Source organism: Microbacterium sp. Kw_RZR3 (assembly GCF_029222405.1).
Classification (GTDB): Bacteria; Actinomycetota; Actinomycetes; order Actinomycetales; family Microbacteriaceae; genus Microbacterium.
In genome coordinates, this window is the sequence record NZ_JARHXC010000113.1 from 1 (window position 1) to 22,068 (window position 22,068).

General features: G+C 70.9%; 23 protein-coding genes. 14 read left to right on the forward strand and 9 right to left on the reverse strand.

Annotated features, from left to right (window positions below):
• The 4 genes from P2P98_RS06080 to P2P98_RS06095 all read right to left on the reverse strand — a co-directional run.
• Positions 1-205 (reverse strand): AsnC family transcriptional regulator (locus P2P98_RS06080; RefSeq protein ID WP_275798161.1); only part of this gene is annotated, 205 nt, incomplete at its 3' end.
• A gap of 150 nt (positions 206-355) precedes the next feature.
• Positions 356-1,780 carry an aminobutyraldehyde dehydrogenase gene (locus P2P98_RS06085; RefSeq protein ID WP_275798163.1) on the reverse strand — a complete coding sequence of 475 codons (1,425 nt, stop codon included), beginning with the start codon at positions 1,778-1,780 and terminating at the stop codon, positions 356-358.
• On the reverse strand, positions 1,777-3,138 hold the full coding sequence (locus tag P2P98_RS06090) for an aspartate aminotransferase family protein (protein ID WP_275798165.1): 1,362 nt from the start codon (positions 3,136-3,138) through the stop codon (positions 1,777-1,779). The genes P2P98_RS06085 and P2P98_RS06090 overlap by 4 nt, the downstream gene beginning before the upstream one ends.
• An 18-nt stretch (positions 3,139-3,156) precedes the next feature.
• Positions 3,157-4,644, reverse strand: a complete 1,488-nt coding sequence (locus P2P98_RS06095) for a CoA-acylating methylmalonate-semialdehyde dehydrogenase (protein ID WP_275798167.1) — start codon at positions 4,642-4,644, stop codon at positions 3,157-3,159.
• A 96-nt stretch (positions 4,645-4,740) separates the two neighbouring features.
• Between P2P98_RS06095 and P2P98_RS06100 the strand changes: the two genes are divergently transcribed.
• From P2P98_RS06100 to P2P98_RS06110, 3 genes are all read left to right on the forward strand, one after another.
• The gene (locus tag P2P98_RS06100) at positions 4,741-6,360 is read left to right on the forward strand and encodes a PucR family transcriptional regulator (protein ID WP_275798169.1); all 1,620 of its coding nucleotides are present in this window, start codon (positions 4,741-4,743) and stop codon (positions 6,358-6,360) included.
• 59 nt (positions 6,361-6,419) lie between these two features.
• The gene (locus P2P98_RS06105; protein ID WP_275798203.1) at positions 6,420-8,078 is read left to right on the forward strand and encodes a cellulase family glycosylhydrolase; all 1,659 of its coding nucleotides are present in this window, start codon (positions 6,420-6,422) and stop codon (positions 8,076-8,078) included.
• Positions 8,079-8,230: 152 nt separating this feature from the next.
• The gene (locus tag P2P98_RS06110; protein ID WP_275798171.1) at positions 8,231-10,288 is read left to right on the forward strand and encodes a glycosyltransferase family 39 protein; all 2,058 of its coding nucleotides are present in this window, start codon (positions 8,231-8,233) and stop codon (positions 10,286-10,288) included.
• A 69-nt stretch (positions 10,289-10,357) separates the two neighbouring features.
• On the opposite strand, the gene P2P98_RS06115 is transcribed toward P2P98_RS06110, so the two are convergent.
• Positions 10,358-11,155 carry an alpha/beta hydrolase gene (locus P2P98_RS06115; RefSeq protein ID WP_275798173.1) on the reverse strand — a complete coding sequence of 266 codons (798 nt, stop codon included), beginning with the start codon at positions 11,153-11,155 and terminating at the stop codon, positions 10,358-10,360.
• Between the two features lie 57 nt (positions 11,156-11,212).
• Here P2P98_RS06115 and P2P98_RS06120 point away from each other — a divergent pair, with 57 nt between their 5' ends.
• From P2P98_RS06120 to P2P98_RS06145, 6 genes are all read left to right on the forward strand, one after another.
• Entirely contained in the window at positions 11,213-11,779 is a 567-nt protein-coding gene (locus P2P98_RS06120; protein WP_275798175.1) for a mismatch-specific DNA-glycosylase, read from the forward strand.
• Entirely contained in the window at positions 11,776-12,198 is a 423-nt protein-coding gene (locus tag P2P98_RS06125; protein WP_275798177.1) for a DUF2809 domain-containing protein, read from the forward strand. Before P2P98_RS06120 ends, P2P98_RS06125 begins: the two co-directional genes overlap by 4 nt.
• Before the next feature lie 27 nt (positions 12,199-12,225).
• The gene (locus P2P98_RS06130; RefSeq protein ID WP_275798179.1) at positions 12,226-12,522 is read left to right on the forward strand and encodes a DUF1905 domain-containing protein; all 297 of its coding nucleotides are present in this window, start codon (positions 12,226-12,228) and stop codon (positions 12,520-12,522) included.
• Between the two features lie 8 nt (positions 12,523-12,530).
• Positions 12,531-12,989: an A24 family peptidase gene (locus P2P98_RS06135; RefSeq protein ID WP_275798180.1), complete on the forward strand. Its 459-nt coding sequence runs from the start codon at positions 12,531-12,533 to the stop codon at positions 12,987-12,989.
• A gap of 96 nt (positions 12,990-13,085) precedes the next feature.
• A complete protein-coding gene (locus P2P98_RS06140) occupies positions 13,086-14,150 on the forward strand; it encodes a YhjD/YihY/BrkB family envelope integrity protein (RefSeq protein WP_275798182.1) in 1,065 nt (354 codons plus the stop codon).
• Complete coding sequence (locus P2P98_RS06145) at positions 14,143-14,856, forward strand: NAD(P)H-hydrate epimerase (RefSeq protein WP_275798184.1); 714 nt, start codon at positions 14,143-14,145, stop codon at positions 14,854-14,856. Before P2P98_RS06140 ends, P2P98_RS06145 begins: the two co-directional genes overlap by 8 nt.
• A 45-nt stretch (positions 14,857-14,901) precedes the next feature.
• Here P2P98_RS06145 and P2P98_RS06150 read toward each other — a convergent pair whose 3' ends face one another.
• A complete protein-coding gene (locus tag P2P98_RS06150) occupies positions 14,902-15,657 on the reverse strand; it encodes a glutamine amidotransferase (protein ID WP_275798186.1) in 756 nt (251 codons plus the stop codon).
• Between the two features lie 68 nt (positions 15,658-15,725).
• On the opposite strand from P2P98_RS06150, the gene P2P98_RS06155 reads away from it, so the two are divergent.
• Positions 15,726-15,953, forward strand: coding sequence for a hypothetical protein (locus P2P98_RS06155; protein ID WP_058596033.1), 228 nt, complete (start codon positions 15,726-15,728; stop codon positions 15,951-15,953).
• Positions 15,950-16,594, forward strand: coding sequence for a CYTH domain-containing protein (locus tag P2P98_RS06160; protein WP_275798189.1), 645 nt, complete (start codon positions 15,950-15,952; stop codon positions 16,592-16,594). The genes P2P98_RS06155 and P2P98_RS06160 overlap by 4 nt, the downstream gene beginning before the upstream one ends.
• A gap of 78 nt (positions 16,595-16,672) precedes the next feature.
• Here the strand turns inward: P2P98_RS06160 and lpdA are convergent, their stop codons facing one another.
• Both lpdA and P2P98_RS06170 read right to left on the reverse strand, forming a co-directional pair.
• Positions 16,673-18,070: a dihydrolipoyl dehydrogenase gene (gene lpdA / locus P2P98_RS06165; RefSeq protein ID WP_275798191.1), complete on the reverse strand. Its 1,398-nt coding sequence runs from the start codon at positions 18,068-18,070 to the stop codon at positions 16,673-16,675.
• A gap of 9 nt (positions 18,071-18,079) precedes the next feature.
• Positions 18,080-18,727 carry a copper resistance CopC family protein gene (locus tag P2P98_RS06170; protein ID WP_275798193.1) on the reverse strand — a complete coding sequence of 216 codons (648 nt, stop codon included), beginning with the start codon at positions 18,725-18,727 and terminating at the stop codon, positions 18,080-18,082.
• Between the two features lie 356 nt (positions 18,728-19,083).
• Between P2P98_RS06170 and P2P98_RS06175 the strand changes: the two genes are divergently transcribed.
• From P2P98_RS06175 to P2P98_RS06185, 3 genes are all read left to right on the forward strand, one after another.
• Positions 19,084-19,578, forward strand: coding sequence for an FHA domain-containing protein (locus tag P2P98_RS06175; protein WP_058596047.1), 495 nt, complete (start codon positions 19,084-19,086; stop codon positions 19,576-19,578).
• On the forward strand, positions 19,578-20,264 hold the full coding sequence (locus P2P98_RS06180; RefSeq protein WP_275798195.1) for a MerR family transcriptional regulator: 687 nt from the start codon (positions 19,578-19,580) through the stop codon (positions 20,262-20,264). Before P2P98_RS06175 ends, P2P98_RS06180 begins: the two co-directional genes overlap by 1 nt.
• A gap of 96 nt (positions 20,265-20,360) precedes the next feature.
• A complete protein-coding gene (locus P2P98_RS06185) occupies positions 20,361-20,906 on the forward strand; it encodes a MerR family transcriptional regulator (RefSeq protein WP_275798197.1) in 546 nt (181 codons plus the stop codon).
• Positions 20,907-21,191: 285 nt separating this feature from the next.
• Here P2P98_RS06185 and P2P98_RS06190 read toward each other — a convergent pair whose 3' ends face one another.
• Positions 21,192-22,004, reverse strand: a complete 813-nt coding sequence (locus tag P2P98_RS06190; RefSeq protein WP_275798199.1) for a ParA family protein — start codon at positions 22,002-22,004, stop codon at positions 21,192-21,194.
• Positions 22,005-22,068 lie beyond the last annotated feature (64 nt).

Consider the following 22,068-nt stretch of genomic DNA (forward strand, 5'->3'; position numbering starts at 1 on the left):
CGAGCTGGAGCGGATCGGTGACGGCGACGATCTGCAGGATGCCGGCATCCTGCAGCTTCTGCACGCGCTGTCGCGTGGCGGTCTCGCTGAGACCGACGGCCTTGCCGATCTCGGCGTAGGAACGCCGCCCGTCTTCCTGCAACTGCTCGACGATCGCCTTCGACACGCGGTCGAGGGTGACGCTGCGATCAGTCGCGGAACTCATGATGGGCGACGGTATCAGCGGAACAAAGGGGATATCAATGATGAATCCGGAATTTAAAGTGCCGAAACACAGCGGAAACCGTCGCGCAGGCGTGGGAGCGGAGCCCGGGCACGCAAAAGGGGCCGGGGTTTCCCCCGACCCCTCTCGCGGTTACGCGAGGCTCGCCATCACGTGCTTGAGGCGCGTGTAGTCCTCGAAGCCGTAGATCGACAGGTCTTTGCCGTATCCGGAGTGCTTGAACCCGCCGTGCGGCATGTCCGAGACGAACGGGATGTGCGCGTTGATCCAGACGCACCCGAAGTCGAGGTCGCGACTCAACCGCAGCGAACGGCCGTTGTCGCGCGTCCAGACCGAGGCGGCGAGGGCGTACGGCACGCCGTTCGCGAGCTCGAGAGCCTCCTCCTCGGTCTCGAACGACTGCACCGCGAGAACAGGCCCGAAGACCTCCTGCTGCACGAGTTCGTCGTCCTGACGAAGACCCGTGACGACGGTCGGCGCGAAGAAGCATCCGGTGTCGCCCACGCGCGTACCGCCGGTCGCGACCCGCGCGTGCGCGGGGAGTCGATCGATGAAGCCCTCCACGCGCGCCAGCTGGTCGGGGTTGTTCACCGGCCCGAAGAACGCGTCCGGATCGTCCGGGGCTCCGACGCGGACGTTTTGCTCGACATACGCGACGAGGCGCTCCACGAACGCATCGTGCAGCGACGAGTGCACGAGCAGGCGCGTGGCCGCCGTGCAGTCCTGTCCGGCGTTGAAGAACGCGGCCTCGGCGATTCCGGATGCCGCGGCCTCGAGGTCGGCGTCCGGAAAGACGATCGCGGGCGCCTTGCCGCCGAGCTCGAGGTGCACGCGCTTGAGGCCCTGTGCGGCCGAGGCCGCGACCTGCATCCCGGCGCGGACGGACCCGGTGATCGCGACGAGCTGCGGGGTGGGATGCTCGACGAGCGCCCGACCGGTGTCGCGGTCGCCGAGGACGACGTTGAAGACCCCCGGCGGCAGGATCTCCGCGGCGATCTCGGCCAGCAGCACCGTGGTCTGCGGGGTCGTCTCGCTGGGCTTGAGCACCACGGTGTTGCCGGCGGCGATCGCGGGGCCGATCTTCCACACCGCCATGTTCAGCGGATAGTTCCACGGCGTCACCTGAGCCACGACGCCGATGGGCTCGCGACGCACGTACGAGGTGAACCCCTCCGCGTACTCCGCCGCGGCGCGACCGTTCAACTCGCGCGCCGCCCCGGCGAAGAACCGCAGCTGGTCGACCGACTGCACGATCTCGTCCGCGACGAGCGTGGCGCGCGGCTTCCCGGTGTCCTCCGACTCGAGGTCGGCGAACTCCTCCGCCCGCGCCTCGAGCGCGTCCGCGAGGCGGAACAGCGCGAGCTGGCGCTCGGCCGGCGTCGCGCGTTTCCACGCCGGGAACGCGGCCGCGGCGGCGGCGACGGCGGCATCCACCTCCTCGTCCGTCGAGACCGGGGCCTGCGCGTAGACCTCGCCCGTGACCGGGCTGATGAGGTCGAGCACGGTGCCCTCGGATGCGACCGACTCGCCGCCGATCACGTTGTGGAGCACTCTCACGATGCCGCTGCCTCGTCGGCCACCGTGAGCGCCTCGTCGATGATGTCGAGGCCGCGGACCAGCTCCTCCTCCGTGATGACGAGGGGAGGGGCGACGTGCACGCGGTTGAAGTGCGTGAACGGCCAGAGGCCCGCCTTCTTGCACGCCGCCGCGAACGCCGTCATGGGCGCCGCCGAAGGCCCCGCCGCGTTGAAGGGGACGAGCGGCTCACGCGTCTCGCGATCGCGCACGAGTTCGATCGCCCAGAAGAGCCCGCGCCCGCGAACCTCTCCGATGGACGGATGCCGTTCGGCCATCGCCCGCAACCGGGGTTCGACGACGCGCTCGCCGAGGTCGCGCACGCGCTCGAGGATCCCGTCGCGCTCGAACACCTCGAAGGTGGCCACGCCGGGAGCGCACGCGAGCGGGTGGCCCGAGTAGGTGAGGCCACCGGGGAAGGCCACGGTGTCGAAGTGCGCCGCGATCGCGTCGGAGATGACGACACCACCGAGTGGGACGTAGCCCGAGTTCACGCCCTTGGCGAAGGTGATGAGGTCGGGGACCACGTCGAACGCGTCGACCGCGAACCACTCGCCGATGCGCCCGAAGCCGACCATGACCTCGTCGGCGATGTAGACGATGCCGTACTTGTCGCACAGGGCACGCACCCCGGGGAGGTAACCCGGCGGCGGCACGAGCACGCCGTTCGTGCCGACCACGGTCTCGAGGATGATCGCGCCGATCGTCGACGCCCCCTCGAGGATGATCGTCTGCTCGAGGTGCTCGAGCGCCCGGGCGGTCTCCTCTTCATCGGACGAGGAGTGGAACGCCGAGCGATACGCGTACGGGCCGAAGAAGTGCACGACCGAGGCGTCGGCGGGCTCGTTCGCCCAGCGGCGCGGGTCACCGGTCAGCGTGATGGCGGTGGAGGTGTTGCCGTGGTAGCTGCGGTACATCGCGAGCACCTTGCGCTTGCCCGTGACGAGGCGCGCCATGCGGACCGCGTTCTCGTTGGCATCCGCCCCGCCGTTGGTGAAGAAGACCTTCGACATGCCGTCGGGGGCGACCTCGGCGATGCGCCGGGCGAGTTCGCCGCGCACGTCGTTGGCCATCGCGGGCTGGATGGTGGCGAGCTCGCCCGCCTGCCGCTGGATCGCGGCGACAAGATCGGGATGCTGGTGCCCGAGGTTGAGGTTCACCAGCTGCGACGAGAAGTCGAGGTAGCTGTTGCCGGCGTAGTCCCAGAACGTCGCGCCCGAACCTCCCGCGACCGGCAGCGGGTCGATGAGCGCCTGGGCGCTCCAGGAGTGGAAGACGTGGCCGCGGTCGTTCGCGCGGACGCGGGCGTCGGTGTCGAGGTCGGGGGAGGTGAGGGTCATGGCTGTACCTTTCCGCACTCAGTGGTTGCTCGGGAAGCCGAGGCTGATCTGGCTCTCGCTGGGGTCGGGCCAGCGGGTGGTGACGACCTTGCTGCGCGTGTAGAAGTGGATCGACTCGGGGCCGTAGATGTGCGAGTCGCCGAACAGCGAGTTGCGCCAGCCGCCGAACGAGAACGCCCCCACGGGGACCGGGATCGGCACGTTGACGCCGACCATGCCCACCTCGATGTCGAACTCGAATTGGCGCGCCGTGCCGCCGTCGCGCGTGAAGACGGCGGTGCCGTTGGCGAAGGGGCTGGAGTTGATGAGCTCCACGGCCTCGTCGTACGTCTTGACGCGCACCACCGAGAGCACGGGTCCGAAGATCTCGTCGTCGTACACCTTCATGCCGGGGGCCACGCGGTCCACGAGCGAGACGCCGATGAAGAAGCCGTCGCCCTCGAACTGCTGCGTCGTTCCGTCGACGACGACCTCGGCGCCCTCGGCCGCCGCTCCCGTGACGTACGAGGCGACCTTGTCGCGCTGCTCGCGCGTGATGAGCGGACCCATCTCGCTCGCGGCATCCGTCCCGGGTCCGATCTTGAGGCCCTCGATGCGGGATGCCACCTTCTCCACCAGCGAGTCGGCGACGTCGTCGCCCACCGCGACCAGCACCGACACGGCCATGCAGCGCTCGCCGGCGGAGCCGTAGGCGGCCGAGACGGCGGCGTCGGCGGCGGAGTCGAGGTCGGCGTCGGGCATGACGACCATGTGGTTCTTCGCGCCGCCGAGGGCCTGCACGCGCTTGCCGTTCTCGGCGGCGCGCGAGTAGATGGACTTCGCGATCGGCGTGGAGCCGACGAAGCTCACGGCGCGGACGTCGGGGGAGTCCAGGAGCGCGTCGACGGCGACCTTGTCGCCGTGCACGACGTTCAGCACACCGGCGGGAAGCCCGGCCTCCTCGAACAGCTTCGCGAGGAACAGCGACGCCGACGGGTCCTTCTCGCTCGGCTTCAGCACGACCGTGTTGCCGCAGGCGATGGCGGATGCCGTCATCCACAGCGGCACCATGACCGGGAAGTTGAACGGGGTGATGGCCGCCACCACGCCCACCGGCTGCTTCACCGAGTGCACGTCGACGCCGCGGCTGACCTGCTCGGCGTGCTCGCCCTTGAGCAGGTGCACGAGACCGGCGGCGAACTCGACGTTCTCGATGCCGCGGCTGATCTCGCCCTTGGCATCCGAGAGCACTTTGCCGTGTTCGGCGGTGATGATCGCCGCGAGCTCGTCGGTGCGCTCGACGAGGAGGTGGCGGAGGCGGAAGAACACGTCGGCGCGCTTGATCAGACTCGTCGCCCGCCACGCGGGGAGCGCCGCCTTCGCGGCGGCGATGGCCTCGTCGACCTCGGCGGTGGTGGCGAACGCGACGCGCGCCTGCACCTGACCGGTCGCGGGGTCGAAGACGTTTCCCGTCCGTGCGTCGGTACCGTGCGCGGCTCCGGCGATGTGGTGGCGGATCAGGGTCATGCGTGTCCTCCTCGGCTGAGCGATCCCGGACACTCCGACCGGGCGCGCATTAGGGTGTGTGAGATTGATTCTTCGGGTGCCGTGGAGGGAACGCACGTGTCTGATCGTCGCGAATCCGAGATCCATCGGACAAATCGTCCGGTCGTCGAGGACTCCGGTCTCCCGACGCTCGCCGAGGCTCTGGACATGCCGGGTCTCGCCCAGGGGATGCCGGAGGTGCTGGCCGGAGAAGAGGCCCTCGGCTCACGGGTCCGCTGGGTGCACGTCTCGGACAGCCCCGGAGTCGGTCGCCTGCTGGACGGGGGAGAGCTGCTGCTCACCACGGCCTCCGCGTGGCCCGAGCACCCCGACGACCTGCGCGCCCTCGTCGCGGATTTCGCGGCGGCAGGGTTGGTGGGCATCGTCATCGAGTTGGGGGCGCACTATCGCTACGTGCCGGCGGTCGTCGTGGACGCGGCGCGCTCCGCCGGTCTCGTGCTCATCGCCCTGCACCGCGAGGTCAAGTTCGTCGCCGTCACCGAGCAGGTGCACCGACGGATCATCGACGATCAGACGGCGGCCCTCCGCGCCCGCGACGAGGTGCGGAGCCTGTTCACCGACCTCGCCCTCCGCGGTGCGCCCGCCGATTACGTGGTGGAGCGCCTCGCGCGCACCCTGCGCGCTCCGGTGATCCTCGAGTCGCTCGCGCACGAGGTGGTCGTCGCCGACCTCGCGGGCGCCGACCACGTCGTTCTCGAGGGGTGGCAGGAACGCTCGCGGCTGTCCGGACGCGTTCCCGACGATTCCCGCACCATCGTTCCCGTGCAGGCGCGCGGCACGCGCTGGGGTTCGCTCGTCGCCCTGGCGGGTCCCGCCCACCCGGCCGGACGCCTCGCGGTGCTCGAGCAGGGGGCCACCGCTCTCGCTCTGGGGCGGCTCGCCGACCCCGCGGGCGAGGACTGGGTGCATCTCGGGCGCCGCCGCCTCGTCGACGATCTCGTCGCCGACCGCTACGGATCCCTCCCCGAGGCCGCGGTGCGACTCTCGGCTGCCGGGCTGCTGTCGGAGGGGATGGCGATGCTGGGCCTCGCCGTGAGCGGGGCCGGCGCAGCCACCATCGAAGCCGCGGCGGCCGAGGTCTGCGCGCGCGCCCTCTGCGGCACCCCACGCCGCGCCGACGAGCCGGCCGAGGGATGGATGCCGGTGCTCCTGGCCCTCCCGTCCACGACCACTCTCGCGGGGGCGACGGTCGACCGCTTCCTCGCGGCACTGCGCACCGGCGGTCGGGTGCGCCTGGTCGTGGGACCGCGGGTCGATCCGGCCGCCCCCGAGGACATGCTCGTCCGGACGCTCGATTCGGCGCACGAGGCTCTCGACCTGGCCGAGTCGGGGGAGATGGGCGAGTCGGGCGTGATGTGGGTGCGGCGGCATCCGCTTCGACGGTTCGTGGCGGCGCTGCGGGGCGACCATCGCCTGCTCGCCCACGCCGAGTCGATGCTCGCGCCCGTCCTCGACCTCCCCGCCGCGCGACGGGACGATCTTCTCGACGCCCTCGCCGCGGTGGTGGCCCACCCCGGCAATCGCACGGCGGCGGCGACCGCGGCGCACGTGTCGCGGTCGGTCTTCTATCAGCGTCTCGACGCCCTCGAGGAGATCCTCGGAGTGCGCCTCGACGACGGTGAGGTGCTCGCCGCCCTCCACCTCGCCGTGGCCGTGCATCGCGCGCACGCCTCGTGACCCTCGGGACGACATAGGATGTGCCGGAAAGGCGGGGGCCAAGGGTGCGGAAGACGACCATGCGGTGGCGGCGCGCGGGAGCGCGACTCGCCGCCGTCGCGGCGGCGGCGACGCTGATGATCGCGGGTGCCGTCGCGCCGTCGGCGACCGCGGCGTCGGTGCCGGGTTGGCTGTCGACGAAGGGGTCGACGATCGTCACGGCCTCCGGTTCGCCCTACGTGATCAAGGCGACGGCGTGGTTCGGGATGGAGACGTCCACCTGCGCCCCGCACGGGCTCTGGTCGATCTCGCTCGACGAGGGGCTGGATGCCATCGCGGCCATGGGCTTCAACACCATCCGGCTGCCCTTCTCGAACGAGTGCCTCGCGGCGAAGAGCTCGAACTCCATCAACGCGGCGGTCAATCCCGGACTGGTCTCGCTGTCGCCGTTGAAGCTCATGGACACCGTCATCGCCCGGGCGAAGGCGCACGGCCTGTCGGTGATCCTCGATCGTCACCGCCCCGACTCGGGCGGACAGAGCGAGCTCTGGTACACCTCTCAGTACAGCGAGAAGCGCTGGATCGACGACTGGAAGATGCTCGCGGCGCGCTACAAGAACGAGCCCGCCGTGATCGGCGCCGACCTGCACAACGAGCCGCACGGTCCGGCCTGCTGGAACTGCGGCGACGCGTCCCGCGACTGGCGCGCCGCGGCCACGCGGGCCGGCAACGCCGTCCTGTCGGTCAACCCGAAGCTGCTGATCATCGTGGAGGGCGTCGAGAACCAGGGCGACGGCACGGCGACCTGGTGGGGCGGCGGTCTCAAGGACGTCCGCTCGGCCCCGGTCACGCTCTCGGTGAAGAACCGCGTCGTGTACTCCCCGCACGACTACCCGGCCACGGTGCACCAGCAGCCGTGGTTCTCGGCACCGAACTACCCCGACAATCTCGAGGGGATCTGGGATGCCAACTGGGGTTACCTCGTGCGCCAGAACATCGCGCCGGTGCTGCTCGGTGAGTTCGGCACCAAACTCGAGACCGAGAGCGATCGGGCCTGGCTGAAGACCCTCGTCGCTTATCTCGCCAAGACGAAGATGAGCTACGCCTACTGGTCGTTCAACCCGAACAGCGGCGACACCGGCGGCCTCGTTACCGACGACTGGCGGACGTGGCAGACGGCCAAGCTCGCCGCACTCCGGCCCATTCTGACCCCGTCGCCCGCGTCCACCCCGAAACCGACGTCGACGCCGAAGCCGACGGTCACGCCGAAGCCGACGTCGACCCCGAAGCCGACCGCGACGCCGAAGCCGACTGCGACGCCGAAGCCGACGGTCACGCCGAAGCCGACGTCGACCCCGAAGCCGACCGCGACGCCGAAGCCCACGGCCACGCCGAAGCCGACCTCGAGCCCCCAGCCTCCGGCATCCGCCTCGCCCCGGCCGGCACGCATCACGGCGTCGTGGCTCCCGCAGAGCGCGTGGGGCGAGGGCTACGTCGCCGAGGTCGAGGTGACGGCGACGGGCCCCGTCTCGCGCTGGCAGGTCTCGTTCGAGGCTCCCGGGACGACCTCGGTGTCGAACGCCTGGGGCATGAGCTGCCGCCTCTCCGGCACGACGGTCACGTGCCAGAGTGCCGACTGGGCGTCGACCCTCGCGCCGGGGCAGACGGTGCGCGTGGGGCTTCAGGCCGTGGCGACGAAAGCGCCGTCGTCGCCGAAGCTGTCGGTCGCCGCTTCGTGACCGTCCCCGTCCGGCGGCGCGTCGCGCACGGACGGGCGTGCGGACGGGCGCACGGAGACGGCGACGCCGGTTCAGCCGCCGCGGCCTGATACACGCCTGGCTCATAGGTGCGCTGAAGCAACCGTGAGTGAACGCCTGCCTACCATCCCGGCATGACCGCCACCCTCGACTCGATCTCTGCCCCGCCCCGCGAGGCCGAGGCTCCGCCCGCCCCTCGCCGGCGGACCTGGATGTGGGGCGTGATCGGGGTCGGGGCCCTCGCACTCTTCCTCAGCGGATGGCAGGTCTGGGCGGGCGCACCCTCCGAGTACTACGCGTCGATCGCGCTGTCCATGAGCCGGTCATGGTCGAACTTCTTCTTCGGCGCCGTGGACCCCGCGGGCACGGCCACCCTCGACAAGATCCCCGGCTCGTTCTGGATCCCCGCGCTGTTCGTGCGGGTCTTCGGGTACTCGGCGTGGACGGTCATCCTGCCCAACGCGCTCGCCGCCACGGCCGCCGCGCTCATCACCGCCGTCACGGCCAGGCGCCTCGCGGGGATCCGCGCGGGTCTTCTCGCCGGGGCGATCGTCGCCGTCACCCCGATCCACGTCGCCGTCTCGCGGTCCAATCAGCCCGAGTCATTCTTCGTCCTCGGCCTGTCGTTGACGGCGTGGGCGTCGGTGCGGGCGGTCCAGACGAAGAGCGTCGGGTGGCTGGTCGCTGCGGGAGCCTTCATCGGCCTGTCGTTCCAGTTCTACATGCTCGAGGCGTGGGCGGTCTGGCCCGCGCTCGCGGCGGCCTACCTCTGCACCCGTCAGGCGTGGGGGCGGCGCCTCGTGCACCTCGTCGTCGCGGGAGCGGTCAGCCTCGCGACGTCGCTCTGGTGGGTGGCGATCGTCTCGCTCATCCCCTCCGGCAGCCGGCCCTACATCGGCAGCACGATCGGCGACAACCCGTGGGAGATGGTCTTCGGGTACAACGGCCTGGGGCGCTTCGGCGCGACGGCCGACAGCACGACCTACGAGTCCTTCACACCTCCCTTCTCCGGCGACCCCGGGATCCTGCGCCTGTTCAATGCGCAGTTGGCCGGGCAGATCGCCTGGTTGATCCCGGCCGCGATCGTCGGCCTGGTCGTGCTCTGGATGCTTCGCTTCCCCCGGCCGCTCGCCGTGCTGCTGACGGTGTGGACGCTCACCTTCGCGGCGATGTTCTCGACCGTGGCCGGGATGCACCAGTTCTACACGGCGGCCCTGGCGATCCCGCTCGCCCTCGTCGTCGCCGTCGCCCTCACCGCCGCACATCGGACGGGCACAGTCTGGCCGCAGATCGCGATCGTCGGAGTCGCGGGGCTCACCGCGGTGATCGTCGGCTTCTCGTACGGCGGCTACAGCGTCCCCGTGTCGCTGGCTCAGGCCGCGGCCGCCGCGGCGGCCATCGTGCTGCTCCTCTCGCGCCACCGCGCGCGCGTGATCACCGCGGTAGCGATGATCGTGGGGCTCCTGCTCACGCCGACCGTGTGGTCGGCGGTCACGATCGCCCACCCGAGTTCGATCAACCCCGTCGCCGGCGGGGTATCCGAGATGTCGGCCGGGGGCTTCGGCGGAACGGGTCGGGGACCCGGCGGACAGGGAACGGGCGCGCGCGCCGACGGCGGCTCGTTCCCGGGCGGCACGCAGGCCGGCGGCCGGGGCGCCGGTCAGAGCGGTCCCCGCTCCGGCTTCGCGCCGGGTGGCTCGGGCACCGCGCCGGGGAGCGGACGAAACGGCACCATGCCCGGCGCCGGCGGCCGGCAGGGCATGGCCCAAGGCGCCGACAGCGAGCTCGTCGCGTGGCTGGAGGCGCACGACACGGGATCGACCTACGTCGCGGCCACCTTCGGTGCCCAGCAGGCGGCATCCCTCATCCTCGCGACCGACGGTGCGTCGATCCTTCCGATCGGGGGGTTCAACGGTAGCGTCGACGTCCCGACGCTCGACAGGTTCATCTCGCTCGTTCAGTCCGGCGAGCTCCGCTACGTCATCGGCGGCGAGGACCGCGGGGCGGGCGGCGGCGCGACGGGATTCGGGGGGACAGGCTTCGGCGGAACGGGAAGCGCCGCCGGCGGAGGCGCGGCCGGCTCCGCCCGCTCGGCGAGCAGCGACACGGCCTCGGCGCAGATCCGCCAGTGGGTAGAGCAGAACTGCACGGTCGACGCGTCCGCACCCGGCACGGTGTACGACTGCGGGTGACGAGCGGGCACGCTCCTGCTGGGGCGACCGGGGGCGATCGCTCCCGCGCTTCGCGGGCGAGACGGCGCGTCAGCTTTCGCGCGAGAGGAACTCCACCCCGGCCTCGCGGAAGGTCCGTGCCCCCGGCGCATTCACGTGATGACGGCCGGGGATGTCGGCGAACTCGCCGTGCTGCAGGAGGGAGGCGAGGTGCTGCGACTGATCGTGGATCGGATCCTCGGTGCCGGTCGCGATGAGCACCGGTTGCTGCGGCGGCGACGCGGGGTCGGGGTCGGTCTCGCCGAGCCGCATCCCCTCCGCGATCGCGACGAGGGCCCGCAGGTCGTTGCCGGGTACGCGTTCGGCGAGCGAGACGTAGCGCAGGGTGGTGGCATCCTCCACCGGCGTGCCGTGGTCGAGGAACGCGCGAGCCTGGTCGACCTTCAACCGCGCCAGCGGACGACCGTCCGGGATGCCACCGAGCACCGCCCGCTCGACGTGCTCGGGCGCGTCGACGGCCAACTGCCACCCCACGCGACCGCCGAGCGAGTAGCCCAGGTAGCGCACGGAATCGAGCAGATACGTGTCGAGGACCGCGACGAGGTCGCTCACCAGCGTCGGCATCGTGTACGACGCGGCGTCGTGCGGCTTGTCGCTCGCACCGTGGCCGCGCTGATCCACGGCGACGACCCGGAAGCCGGCGCGCAAGAGGTCGCGCACCCACCCGGTGTTGACCCAGTTGTCGCGCGTGCTCGACCCGAAGCCGTGGACGCACAGCACCGCGTCCGCGTCGGGGTCGCCCCACGTGTACGTCGCCAGCCGGACGTTGTCGCCGACGATGACGAACTGCGGCGCGGGGACCTCGGTGAGGGCGGGCACGGCATCCATTCCTCCGATCCTGGCAGATGAGCCGGATCACGCCGCGGTAATGGTCATAGTGGTCTCATGGGGTACACGCGCGCCGAGCTGGAGTCGTTCCGGGATGCCACGATCCCCGACCTCGTCGAGCCCGGGGTCCGGCTGCTCTTCGTCGGGATCAACCCGGGCCTGTGGACGGCGGCGACCGGCACACCCTTCTCGCGGCCGGGCAATCGCTTCTGGCCGGCGCTCGTCGAGGCGGGGATCCTGCCGCGCCTCCCGCGGTACGCGGAGCCGCTGAGCGACGCGGACCGGAGCATGATCCTCGGCGCCGGGCTCGGCGTGTCGAACCTCGTCGCCCGGGCGACGGCGCGCGCCGACGAGCTGTCGCGCGAGGAACTGCGAGCGGGCGCGGCGGCGCTGACGGAGCGGGTGGCCGCGTGGCGTCCGCGTGCGATCGCGGTGGTCGGGCTGACGGCGTACCGCGAGGGCTTCCAGCGCCCGAGAGCCGTCGCGGGGCGGCAGGACGACGAGATCGCCGGGGTTCCCACGTGGGTCCTGCCCAACCCGAGCGGTCTGAACGCCCACGACACCGTCGCGACCCTCGCGCGCGCGTACGCCGAGCCCGCGCGCGCGGCGGGGGTTCTCGCGTGACACTCGGGCGACGACGGTCCGCGGCGGCGGTGGCGCTCGTCGTGGTCGTCGCCCTGGGGCTGGTGGTCGCGCGCGGACTTCCCGACTCCGACCTGTCCGACATCTCCGGAGACGCGCTGTACGCCGTGGCCGTCTACACCGCGTTGGTGCTGGTGTGGCCGGGCGCTCGTCGAGGCCTCCTCGGGGTGGTGGCGGCCGCCTGGAGCGTGGGCGTCGAGTTCCTTCAGCTCACCGGGGTGCCGGCGGATCTTGCCGGGCGATTCCCGCCCGCGGCGCTCGTTCTCGGGAGCGGCTTCGACCCTCGCGACCTGGCGGTGTACCTGCTCGCCGCCGCCATCGCGCTGACGATCGACGCGGGCGCGAGCGCACTCCTCCTGCACAGGGGAGACCGCCGAGCCGGCGTCGGAGGTTCCCCGTAGGGTGACCAGCGACGGAAGGAGAACCACATGATCGTGCGTTTCGAGGGCGATGTCTACCGGTGGGAGGCCCGCACCGACAGCGACTGGTACTTCGTGGCCCTTCCGCCCGACCTGAGCGACGACATCCGCGAGACGCAGACCTTCCGCCGAGGCTTCGGCGGTGTCCGCGTCGACGCGACGATCGGCGACTCGGTCTTCCGCACGTCGATCTTCCCCCAGGCCGACGGGGTCTACGTGCTTCCCCTCAAACGCGCCGTGCGCGACGCCGAGGGCATCTCTCCCGGCGACATCGTCCTCGTCGACCTTCTCGTGCTCGACGCCTGAGGCACCGGATGCCATGGCCTCTGGTCGCCGCTCTGTCGGTGTTCGCCGGTCTCAGCGTGGTGCTCGCGATGGTCGACGCGCGGACCCGACGCCTCCCCGACGCGATCCTGGTGCCGGGCGGCGCCGCGGTGGTGGTGTTGCTGGGCGGGGCCGCGGTCGCGATCGGCGAGCCCGCACGACTTGTGGGGATCGCCGCCGGCGCCCTCAGCGCGTTCGCGGGATGTCTCGCGATGCACCTCGCGCGGCCGGCGGCATTCGGCGGGGGAGACGTCAAGCTGGCGGCCCTCTGCGGGGCGGTGCTCGGATGGCACGGCCTCGAGGCCGTGGCATCCGGAATCGCCCTCGCCTTCCTCGCGGGTGGGATCGGCGCCGCCGGAGTTCTCCTCGCCGGAGCGCGAGGTCGGTCGATCGCGTTCGGGCCGTTCCTGCTGTTCGGCGCGTGGTGGCGGGTGATCGCGGGGCTGTGAGGGCGAAGATCGGCGGGCGGGAGCGAGGTTTGTCGGCGTCGGGCGCGGCGGTCAACCCCCGATGAGCAAGGTGGTTCGCCTCGTTACGCTGGGGCCATGGCCGACCTCATCCGTCGCGTCACCGCGTGGGCTCTGTCGCTCCGCCTCGTGCGCGCCTTCCTCGTCTATTCGGGCGCGCGGGGGCCCACGCTCGCCGACAGCGTCACCTATCGCACCCTCTTCAGCCTGTTCGCCGCGGTGTTGCTCGGCTTCTCGGCCGCCGCGATCTGGCTCTCGGGGAACCCCGAGGGCCTCGCGGCGCTCGAGCGGTCGGTGAACAACGTCGTGCCCGGGCTGGTGGGCACCGACGGGCTGCTCGACGTCAGCGCGATCAAAGCGCCGACGGAGTTCACCATCGCGGGTGTGATCGCGACGATCGGTCTGCTCGGCGCGGCGATCGGCGCGATCGGCTCCCTGCGCACGGCCCTCCGCCAGATCGCGGGAGTGACCACCGATGACACTCTGCCCGTCCTCGTCATCGTGCGTAATCTCGCCGTCGCCGTCGGCATCGGCATCGCGCTCGTGGGGGCCGCCCTCGTGACGTTCCTCGCGACGGCCGGTCTCACCTTCGTGCGCGGCCTCCTCGGCATCTCCGCCGACTCGTGGGTGACCGCCGTGTTGACGTGGGCGCTCTCGACGATCGTCGTCTTGGCGCTCGACACCGCCGCGGTGGCGGTCGCTTTCGCCGTGCTGGCGGGCGTGAAGACCCGTCGCCGCACGCTGTGGCGAGGGGCGCTGCTCGGAGGCGTCGGCCTGGTCGTGCTGCAGCAGCTGTCGGGTCTGTTCGTCGGCGGGGCGGGCAACAACCCGCTGCTGACCACGTTCGCCTCGCTCATCGCGCTCCTGCTGTGGCTCAACCTCTCGAGTCAGGTCATCCTCATCGCCGGAGCCTGGATCACCGTCGCCACCGAAGAGGACCACGACCGGGTCCGAGCGAAGTACGGCGCGACCACGTTGATCCAGTTCCGGGTCCGCCGAGCCGAGAAAGCGGTGCAGGCCGCCACGGGCGAGCTGGAGGCCGCCCGCGAGGCCGAGGCCAAGGAGCGCGAGACGCTCGCGAAGAACGACCCCGCCGCGGCGGATCGTGAAGACGACGCCGAGCGGGCGGCATCCCGTGGCTGAGTCCGCGCCCGCGCGGATCGCGGCCTACACCGCCGATGCGGTCCGGGCCGCCGAGGCCCCCCTGCTGGCCGAGGGGCGTCCTCTCATGCGCTGGGCGGCGCGCGCCCTGGCCGACGTCGTGGTCGCCGAGTTGCGTGTGGAGCCCGGTGCGGTCCTCGTCCTCGCGGGTGCGGGAGACAACGGGGGAGATGCGCTCTTCGCCGCCGCCGACCTTGTTCAGGCGGCGGACCGCGTCGACGTCGTCCTCGTCCGCAACCGCGTCCACCGCGAAGCACTCGACACGGCGGTGGCCGCCGGGGCGCGCGTCGTCTCCGTGTCGGAGGCCTCCACCCACGTGGATGAGTACGCCCTCGTCCTCGACGGCATCCTGGGCATCGGGCGTCTCGCCGACCGGCGGCCGCGGGGGAGCGCCCGCGCCCTCGTCGAGCGCCTCCTCGCGCTTCCGGACCGCCCGCGGGTCGTCGCCGTCGACGTGCCGAGCGGGCTCGACCCCGACGACGGGACCGCGGATGCCATCGTCCTCCCCGCCGATGTCACGGTCACGTTCGGTGCCCTCAAGGCCGGCCTCGTGCGCGGGCGCGGACCCGGGCTCGCCGGGCGCGTGCACCTCGTCGACCTCGGTCTCGAGCCCTATCTGCGGCGTGCGCACCCCGCCGTGACCGCCGCGATCGAGGTGGTCCGGGAGGACCCGCGCACGCGCGCGTGACGTCGCGCTCCGCGCCCGCACCGTCCGACCGTCGGGGGCGCGACCTCAGCGCGCGTACCGCTCCACGAACGTGCGGAGCAGGCGCGAGGGAACGTGGACGGGAGCGCGCCGCACCGCCGCGAGCGTGAGGTCGAGCTCGTCGGCGGCGAAGTATCCGAACGCGGCGTACGCGTGGATGCGCGTGACGATCCCGTCGACGTCGAGCTCGGGGTGGAACTGCGTCGCGTAGACGTTCTCGCCCACCCGGAACATCTGCACCGGGCACGTCGGCGACGATGCCAGCAGGGTCGCCCGCGACGGCAGCGTCGTGATGGCTTCCTTGTGGCCGACGAACGCCGCGAAGGTCCGGGGCATCCCGGCGGCGAGGGGATCCGCGCGACCGGCGTCGGTCAGGGTCACGTCGACCACGCTGATCGGCTCCGCGTAGGTGCCGTCGATCTCGGCATCCAGGTAGGTCCCCAGCGTCCCCACGCCGTAGCACGCGCCCAGGAAGGGGAGATCGCGCGCGATTACGTCGTCGACGAGCGCGGCCATCTCGGCCTCGACCCGACGTTGGACCGCCGACTTCTTCTCGAGAGGGTCCGACGCGTTGAACGGGCTGCCGCCGACGAGGATGCCCGAGATCTCGTCGAGGTCGAGGTCGGGCATGGCGTCGCGCTCCAGACGGACGCGCAGCAGCCGCTCGGGCGGGAGACCGGTGTAGCGCAGGAAGAGGGCGTACTCCTCGTCGGCCGGGCGGTCTTCGGCGCGGGTGGCGAGCAGGACGAACGGTCGCTCCCCGGGCAGGTCCGTCGTCGTCACCCGAGCGATTCTAGGCCAGCCCTGTCAAGGTGCCCGGCGGTGTCGGAGGGGCGGTCTACGCTGACGACATGGCTATTGCACGACTGACCGGAGGCCCGCTCGACGGGCAGGTGCTCCCGCTCGAGAACGAGTCCGACGACACGCTGATCATGCCCTACAGCGAGGGCCAGCTGGTCTACCGCCGCGAGGGTGGCCTCGAGCACACGGGCGAGTCCGACGGTCCCACCCAGGCCGTCTTCGCCTTCGTCGAAGAGACCGAAGACATCAACCCCGACGTCGACGGGCGCGACGATTGAGCGCAGGCTCCCACGGGGCCTCGAGCGTCGAGGTCGAGTCGAAGTACGACGTCGACGAGACCACCCCGCTTCCCGACTGGTCGGAGCTTCCCGGCGTCGCGCGCGTCGGCGAGCCCGAGCCGCGTGACCTCGACGCGCGGTATCTCGACACCCCCGCGGCCGATCTCGCTCGCGCGGGCGTCGCGGTGCGGCGGCGCTTCGGAGGTCCCGACGCTGGGTGGCACGTGAAGGGTCCCGCGCGGGCAGGGGGACGCACCGAGACGCAGTGGCCCCTCGGTGCCGACGTCGATCCCGACGCCGAGCCGGTCGTGCCTCCGGCGGTTCAGGATGCCGTCGCCTCGATCGCCGCGCCGCCGTTCACGCCGCTCGCGCGGGTGCGGAATCACCGCACGGCGTATGCGCTCCTCGACGCCGACGGGGGAGAGGTCGCCGAGTTCGTTGATGATCGCGTCCGTGCGACGGACGAGCGTCGTGGCGTCGAATCCGCGTGGCGTGAGTGGGAGGTCGAGCTCGGCCCCGCCGGGCCGTCCGACGACGACGGTCGCGCGGCGTTCTTCGCCGCGGTCGATGCGGCGGTGTTCGCCGCGGGCGGCCGCCCTGCGGCATCCGGATCCAAGTTGGCGCGCACGCTCGGCCACTGAGAACCCGAGCCCCCATCCGGGGCAACGAAAACGAAAAGGCCCGCCGGGAGAACCGGACGGGCCTTTTCGTGTCGGCGATCAGAGGTTGATCATGTGCCCCACGAGACCGTGGAACGCCTCCTGCAGACCCTCCGACAGCGTCGGGTGGGTGTGCACGTTGCGGGCCGCCTCGAGAGCGGTGAGGTCCCACTTCTGCGCGAGGGTCAGCTCGGGCAGGAGCTCGGAGACATCCGGACCGATGAGGTGGCCGCCGATGAGCTCGAGCGTCTCGGCGTCGGCGATGAGCTTGACGAAGCCCACGGGCTCGCCGAGGCCGTTCGCCTTGCCGTTCGCCGAGAAGGGGAACTTCGCGACCTTGATGTCGTGGCCGGCGTCGCGCGCCTGCTGCTCCGTGAGGCCGAAGGAGGCGACCTGCGGGTTGCAGAAGGTGGCGCGCGGCATGTTGCGGTAGTCGCCGAGGGTCTGGGTCTCGGCACCCGCGATGGTCTCGGCGGCCACGACGCCCTGCGCCTCGGCCACGTGGGCGAGCTGCAGCTTCGCGGTGACGTCACCGATCGAGTAGATGTGCGGCACGTTGGTGCGCATGTGGTCGTCGATGTCGATCGCGCCGCGCTCGGTGAGCTTCACACCCGTGTTCTCGAGACCGAAGCCCTCGACCTTGGGGGCGAAGCCGATCGACATGAGCACGCGGTCGGCGTCGATGGAGCCCTGCGAGCCGTCCTTCGCGGTGTACGCGACGGTGACCTTGTCGCCGTGGTCGGTGACCGACTCGACCTTGGTCGAGGTGAGGATGTCGACGCCGTAGCCCTTGTACTGCTTCTGGATCTCTTTCGAGACCTCGGCGTCCTCGTTGGGGAGGGCGCGGTCGAGGAACTCGATGATCGTGACCTTCACGCCGTAGTTCGTCATGACGTAGGCGAACTCCATGCCGATCGCGCCGGCACCGACGATGACGATCGAGGCGGGGAGCTCGCGGTTGAGGATCTGCTCCTCGTAGGTCACGACGTTCTCGCTCAGGGTGACGCCGGGCAGCAGGCGGACGGTCGAACCGGTCGCGATGATGACGTTGTCGAAGGTGACCTGCTCCTTGGAGCCGTCGGTCAGGGTCACGTCGAGCGTGTGGTCGTCGGCGAAGTACCCGCGGCCCTCGTACTCGGTGACCTTGTTCTTCTTCATCAGGTAGTGGATGCCCTTGACGTGGCCCGCCGCCACCGACCGCGAGCGGTCGAAGGCCTTGCCGAAGTCGAAGTGCACGTCACCCGAGATGCCGAACAGATCGGCCTTGGCGTGGAAGGTGTGCGCGAGGTCGGCGTTGCGCAGCAGCGCCTTCGAGGGGATGCAGCCCACGTTGAGGCACACACCGCCCCAGTACTTCTCTTCGACGATCGCGACCGACAGGCCGAGCTGCGCTCCGCGCACTGCAGCCACGTACCCGCCGGGACCCGCACCAAGAATGACCAGATCGTAATGAGGCATGAGGAAATCCTATCGTCCGGCGGTGCCCGTGGAACCGCCTCCCGACGACCCGCCCCGCCCTCTCGCGACGAAGAGCCACACGATCGCTCCGGCGACGATCACGAGCGCCACCACGAGGAGGATCCACGGCAGGGGAGACGCGCTCGACGTGGTCTCGGACGGTGTCGCCGTGGCATCCGGGGTCGCCGTCGTCGGGGCCGTCGTCGCCGACTCGGTCGGGGTCGCGGTGGGCGTCGACGCGGTCGCCGTCGGTGTCGGGGTCGCCGCGTTCACTGTGAACGAGAAGGTGCCGTCGATCGGGTGGCCGTCGCTCGAGACGACGCGCCACTTCACCGTGACGGCACCGGATGCCGAGCCCGCCAGCGTCTGCGTCACGTCGGTGCCCGAGACGACCGGCGTGCCCTCCGTGAGCGAGGCGCCGGAGGCGTCGGTGACCTCGACGACGGCCGTGCCCTGTTCGGCGATGATGTCGGCGCTGTAGGTGAACGTGATCTGTTCCGGAAGCGCGTCGAGCACCGCGTCGGCGGGCGGGTCGGTCGACACCAGCTCGTCGTGGGCGAACGCGGGGCTCGCCGGGAGCACGAGAAGGGCGACGAGAGCGACCAGCAGGCTCGCGAAGAAGGCGGACACGCGATGGCGGGGTGCGGAAGATGTCACTCTTCGACCCTAACGACAGGCAAGACACGGGGCTCGCGCGCGTTCCCAGACGTGACGGACGCGCGGGGGACGACGAGAGGGTGGCGAGGTGAAAGAATTGGTGTTGTTCGACTGTCCGCGTTCAGCCTCGGCGCGCATCGTTTCACGGTGCGTCAGGGCGGAGCGGGGCAACGGACTCGACACGGCGGACGTGTGATCGGTAGGTTCGAGTGTCCCGTCGGGCGATCGGCACAACCCGAACAGCGATGCTCGGTGTCGAGACAACAGCACAGACGAAGCCCCCACCACGACCGCGCGAGGTCGATTCGACCGTTCACGTCGGATCGATCGGTGATGGTGAAGAAGAAGGAGAAGCCGTGGACGAGACACGCAGATTCGAGCGCGACGACATCCGTCGCGCGGCCGACGCCCCCGCGTCGGAGCGGTCGCACGACACGACGCAGACGTTCGGCCACGACGCCGATCTGTCCTTCGTCCCCTTCGGTGCCGACCTCAACGAGGCCGAACTGGAGGCGATCGACGCCCTGCCGTCGCGCGTCGCTCTCCTCATCGTCCGCTCGGGCCCGACGACCGGTGCACGCTACCTGCTCGACACCGACGTCACGACGGTCGGGCGTCACCCCGAGGCCGACATCTTCTTCGACGACGTCACGGTCTCGCGCCGTCACGCCGAGATCACGCGTTCGGGCACCTCGTTCGAGATCGTCGACCAGCGGTCGCTGAACGGCAGCTACGTCAACGGTGAGCGCGTCGACCGCTCGGTGCTCGCCAACGGCGCCGAGGTGCGCATCGGCAAGTTCCGTCTCAACTTCTTCGTCTCGCCCGTCGATCTGCCGCCGGCAGACAACTGATGGCGGCAGCCCCCGCCCGCGGTCGTCCGGCGGCCTCGGGGCTGCTGAGCATCGGCCAGGTGCTGGCGCGCCTCACGCCGGACTTCCCGGCGCTCACCTCGAGCAAGCTGCGCTTCCTCGAGGTGCAGGGCATCGTGTCGCCCACGCGGACCGAGTCGGGCTATCGCAAGTTCTCCGCGGCCGACCTCGAGCGGCTCCGCATGGCGCTGACGCTCCAGCGCGATCACTACCTTCCCCTCGCGGTGATCCGCGACTATCTCGCCGACCTCGACGCCGGGCGAAACCCCGCGCCGCCGACCTCGATGCCGTCGATGACCGCGACGCCCCGCCGCTATCGCCGCGACGAGCTGCTCGCGACGGCAGGAGCCGGCCCGCAGCTTCTCAACGACGCGATCAGCACCGGCGTGATCACGGCCGCCGAGTCGTATCCCGAGCAGACGGTCTCGCTCCTGCGTACCCTCGTCGCGCTCGATCGGCACGGCATCGAGCCGCGCCACGTGCGTTCTCTGCGCCAGAGCGCCGAGCGTGAGGCCGCCCTCGTCGAGTCCGCGCTGTCCGCGCTCCTGCGACGCCCCGACGCGGCATCCCGGGCCCGTGCGAGCGAACTCGCGCCCGAACTCGCCGCGCGTCTCGACGAGGTGCGGAGCCTCTTCGTGCGCGACGCGATCGACCGGATGCTGTCCTGAGCGCGACACGCCGAAGCGCTCCGACCGGATGTCATTGCCGCGGGCGCATGGCTGATCTAGCGTGGGGATATCGAGCCGATGAGGAGGGACGCGAGCATGACCGCTGGCGACACAGTCGGTGAACCCCGGTTCGCCAACGAGCTCCTCTTCACCGACGGTCTGCCCGAGATGGACGACGACACCGGATACCGCGGAGCGGTCGCTGCTCGCGCCGCCGGCATCACGTACCGTCAGCTCGACTACTGGGCTCGCACCGAGCTCGTCGTCCCCACCGTCCGCGGAGCGAGCGGTTCCGGCTCGCAGCGTCTCTACGGTTTCCGCGACATCCTCGTGCTCAAGCTCGTCAAGCGTCTCCTCGACACCGGCATCTCGCTCCAGCAGATCCGTACGGCCGTCGACCAGCTCCGCGCGGCGGGCATCCGCGATCTCGCCGGAACGACGCTCATGAGCGACGGCGCCTCGGTGTACCTGTGCACCTCGAACGACGAGGTCATCGACCTCGTCAGCCGCGGTCAGGGCGTCTTCGGTATCGCCGTCGGCAAGGTCCTGCGCGAGGTCGAGTCGACTCTCGTCGACTTCGAGGCCGCGTCCGCCGACACGGTCGACGAACTCGCCGCGCGTCGCGCCGCGCGCACGGCCTGACACCGACGATTTCTCGAACCCCGGGTGCCGTGGCATCCGGGGTTCTCCTTTGTGAAGCGTCCCGGGGTGGGGGAGCGGAGGTGGCTGAGCTTGTCGAAGCCACCGGTACCGCGACGGGCCTCGGGCCCTTCGACAGGCTCAGGGACCTGGGTCTGCCGCGCGCTTGAAACGGATGGCGGCCCTTCGACAGGCTCAGGGACCCGGGCCCGCGCCAGGGTCTCGGGCGCGAACGGGAGATGCCGCCCGACTGCGGGGCAGCGGAGCGGCGTCTGAGAGAAGCGTGAGTCAGGCCTGCGAGGCGTCGCCCTCGACCGGGATGCGACCGGTGCGGACGATCCGGTCCAGCAGTGCGTCGAAGTCGGCGGCGAGCTCCTGCGCCGAGTCTCCGGGCCACACGTGAAGCGGCTTCGCGGCACCCTGCGCCTGCTGGAGCGAGGTTCGCTCGGGCAGCTGCGGGTTGAGCACCAGCGGGCCGAACATGTCGCGCAGCTCCTTGATGCGGAACTGGTGCTCGATCGACTGCGGGCGCACGCGGTTGACGACCACGCCGAGGGGCTGCAGGCGGGGCGAGAGGCCGCGACGGATCTCTTCGATCGCGCGCAGGGCGCGGTCGGCGGCGGCGACGGAGAACAGACCCGGTTCGGTCACGACGATGACGCGGTCGCTCGCCGCCCACGCGGTGCGCGTGAGGGCATTGAGGGAGGGAGCGCAGTCGATGAGGACGAGGTCGTACTCGCTCTCGATGGTGGCGAGGGCCTCCTCGAGCTTCCACACGTCGCGGACGCTCGGATGCGGGCCGTCGAAGTTGATCGCCGAGGGGCTGCCGATGAGAACGTCGATCGTGCCCGGGTGGACCTTCGCCCACCCGCTGGTGGTGATGGCCTGGCGGACGACCTTCTCTTTCGGGTTCGCCAAGACATCGGCGATGTTGAGCCGGCCGGCGACCGAGATGTCCATGCCGGTCGACACGTCGGACTGGGGGTCGAGGTCGACGACAAGAGTGCGAACGCCACGTGCGAAGGCGGCGGAAGCCAGCCCGAGCGTCACGGTCGTCTTGCCGACCCCGCCTTTCAAAGAGCTGACGGAGAGTACGTGCACGAGGGTCTACGTTACCGTCCCCTAGGCTGTGAGCACATTCAGCTCCCCCAGCTTGACGTGAGGT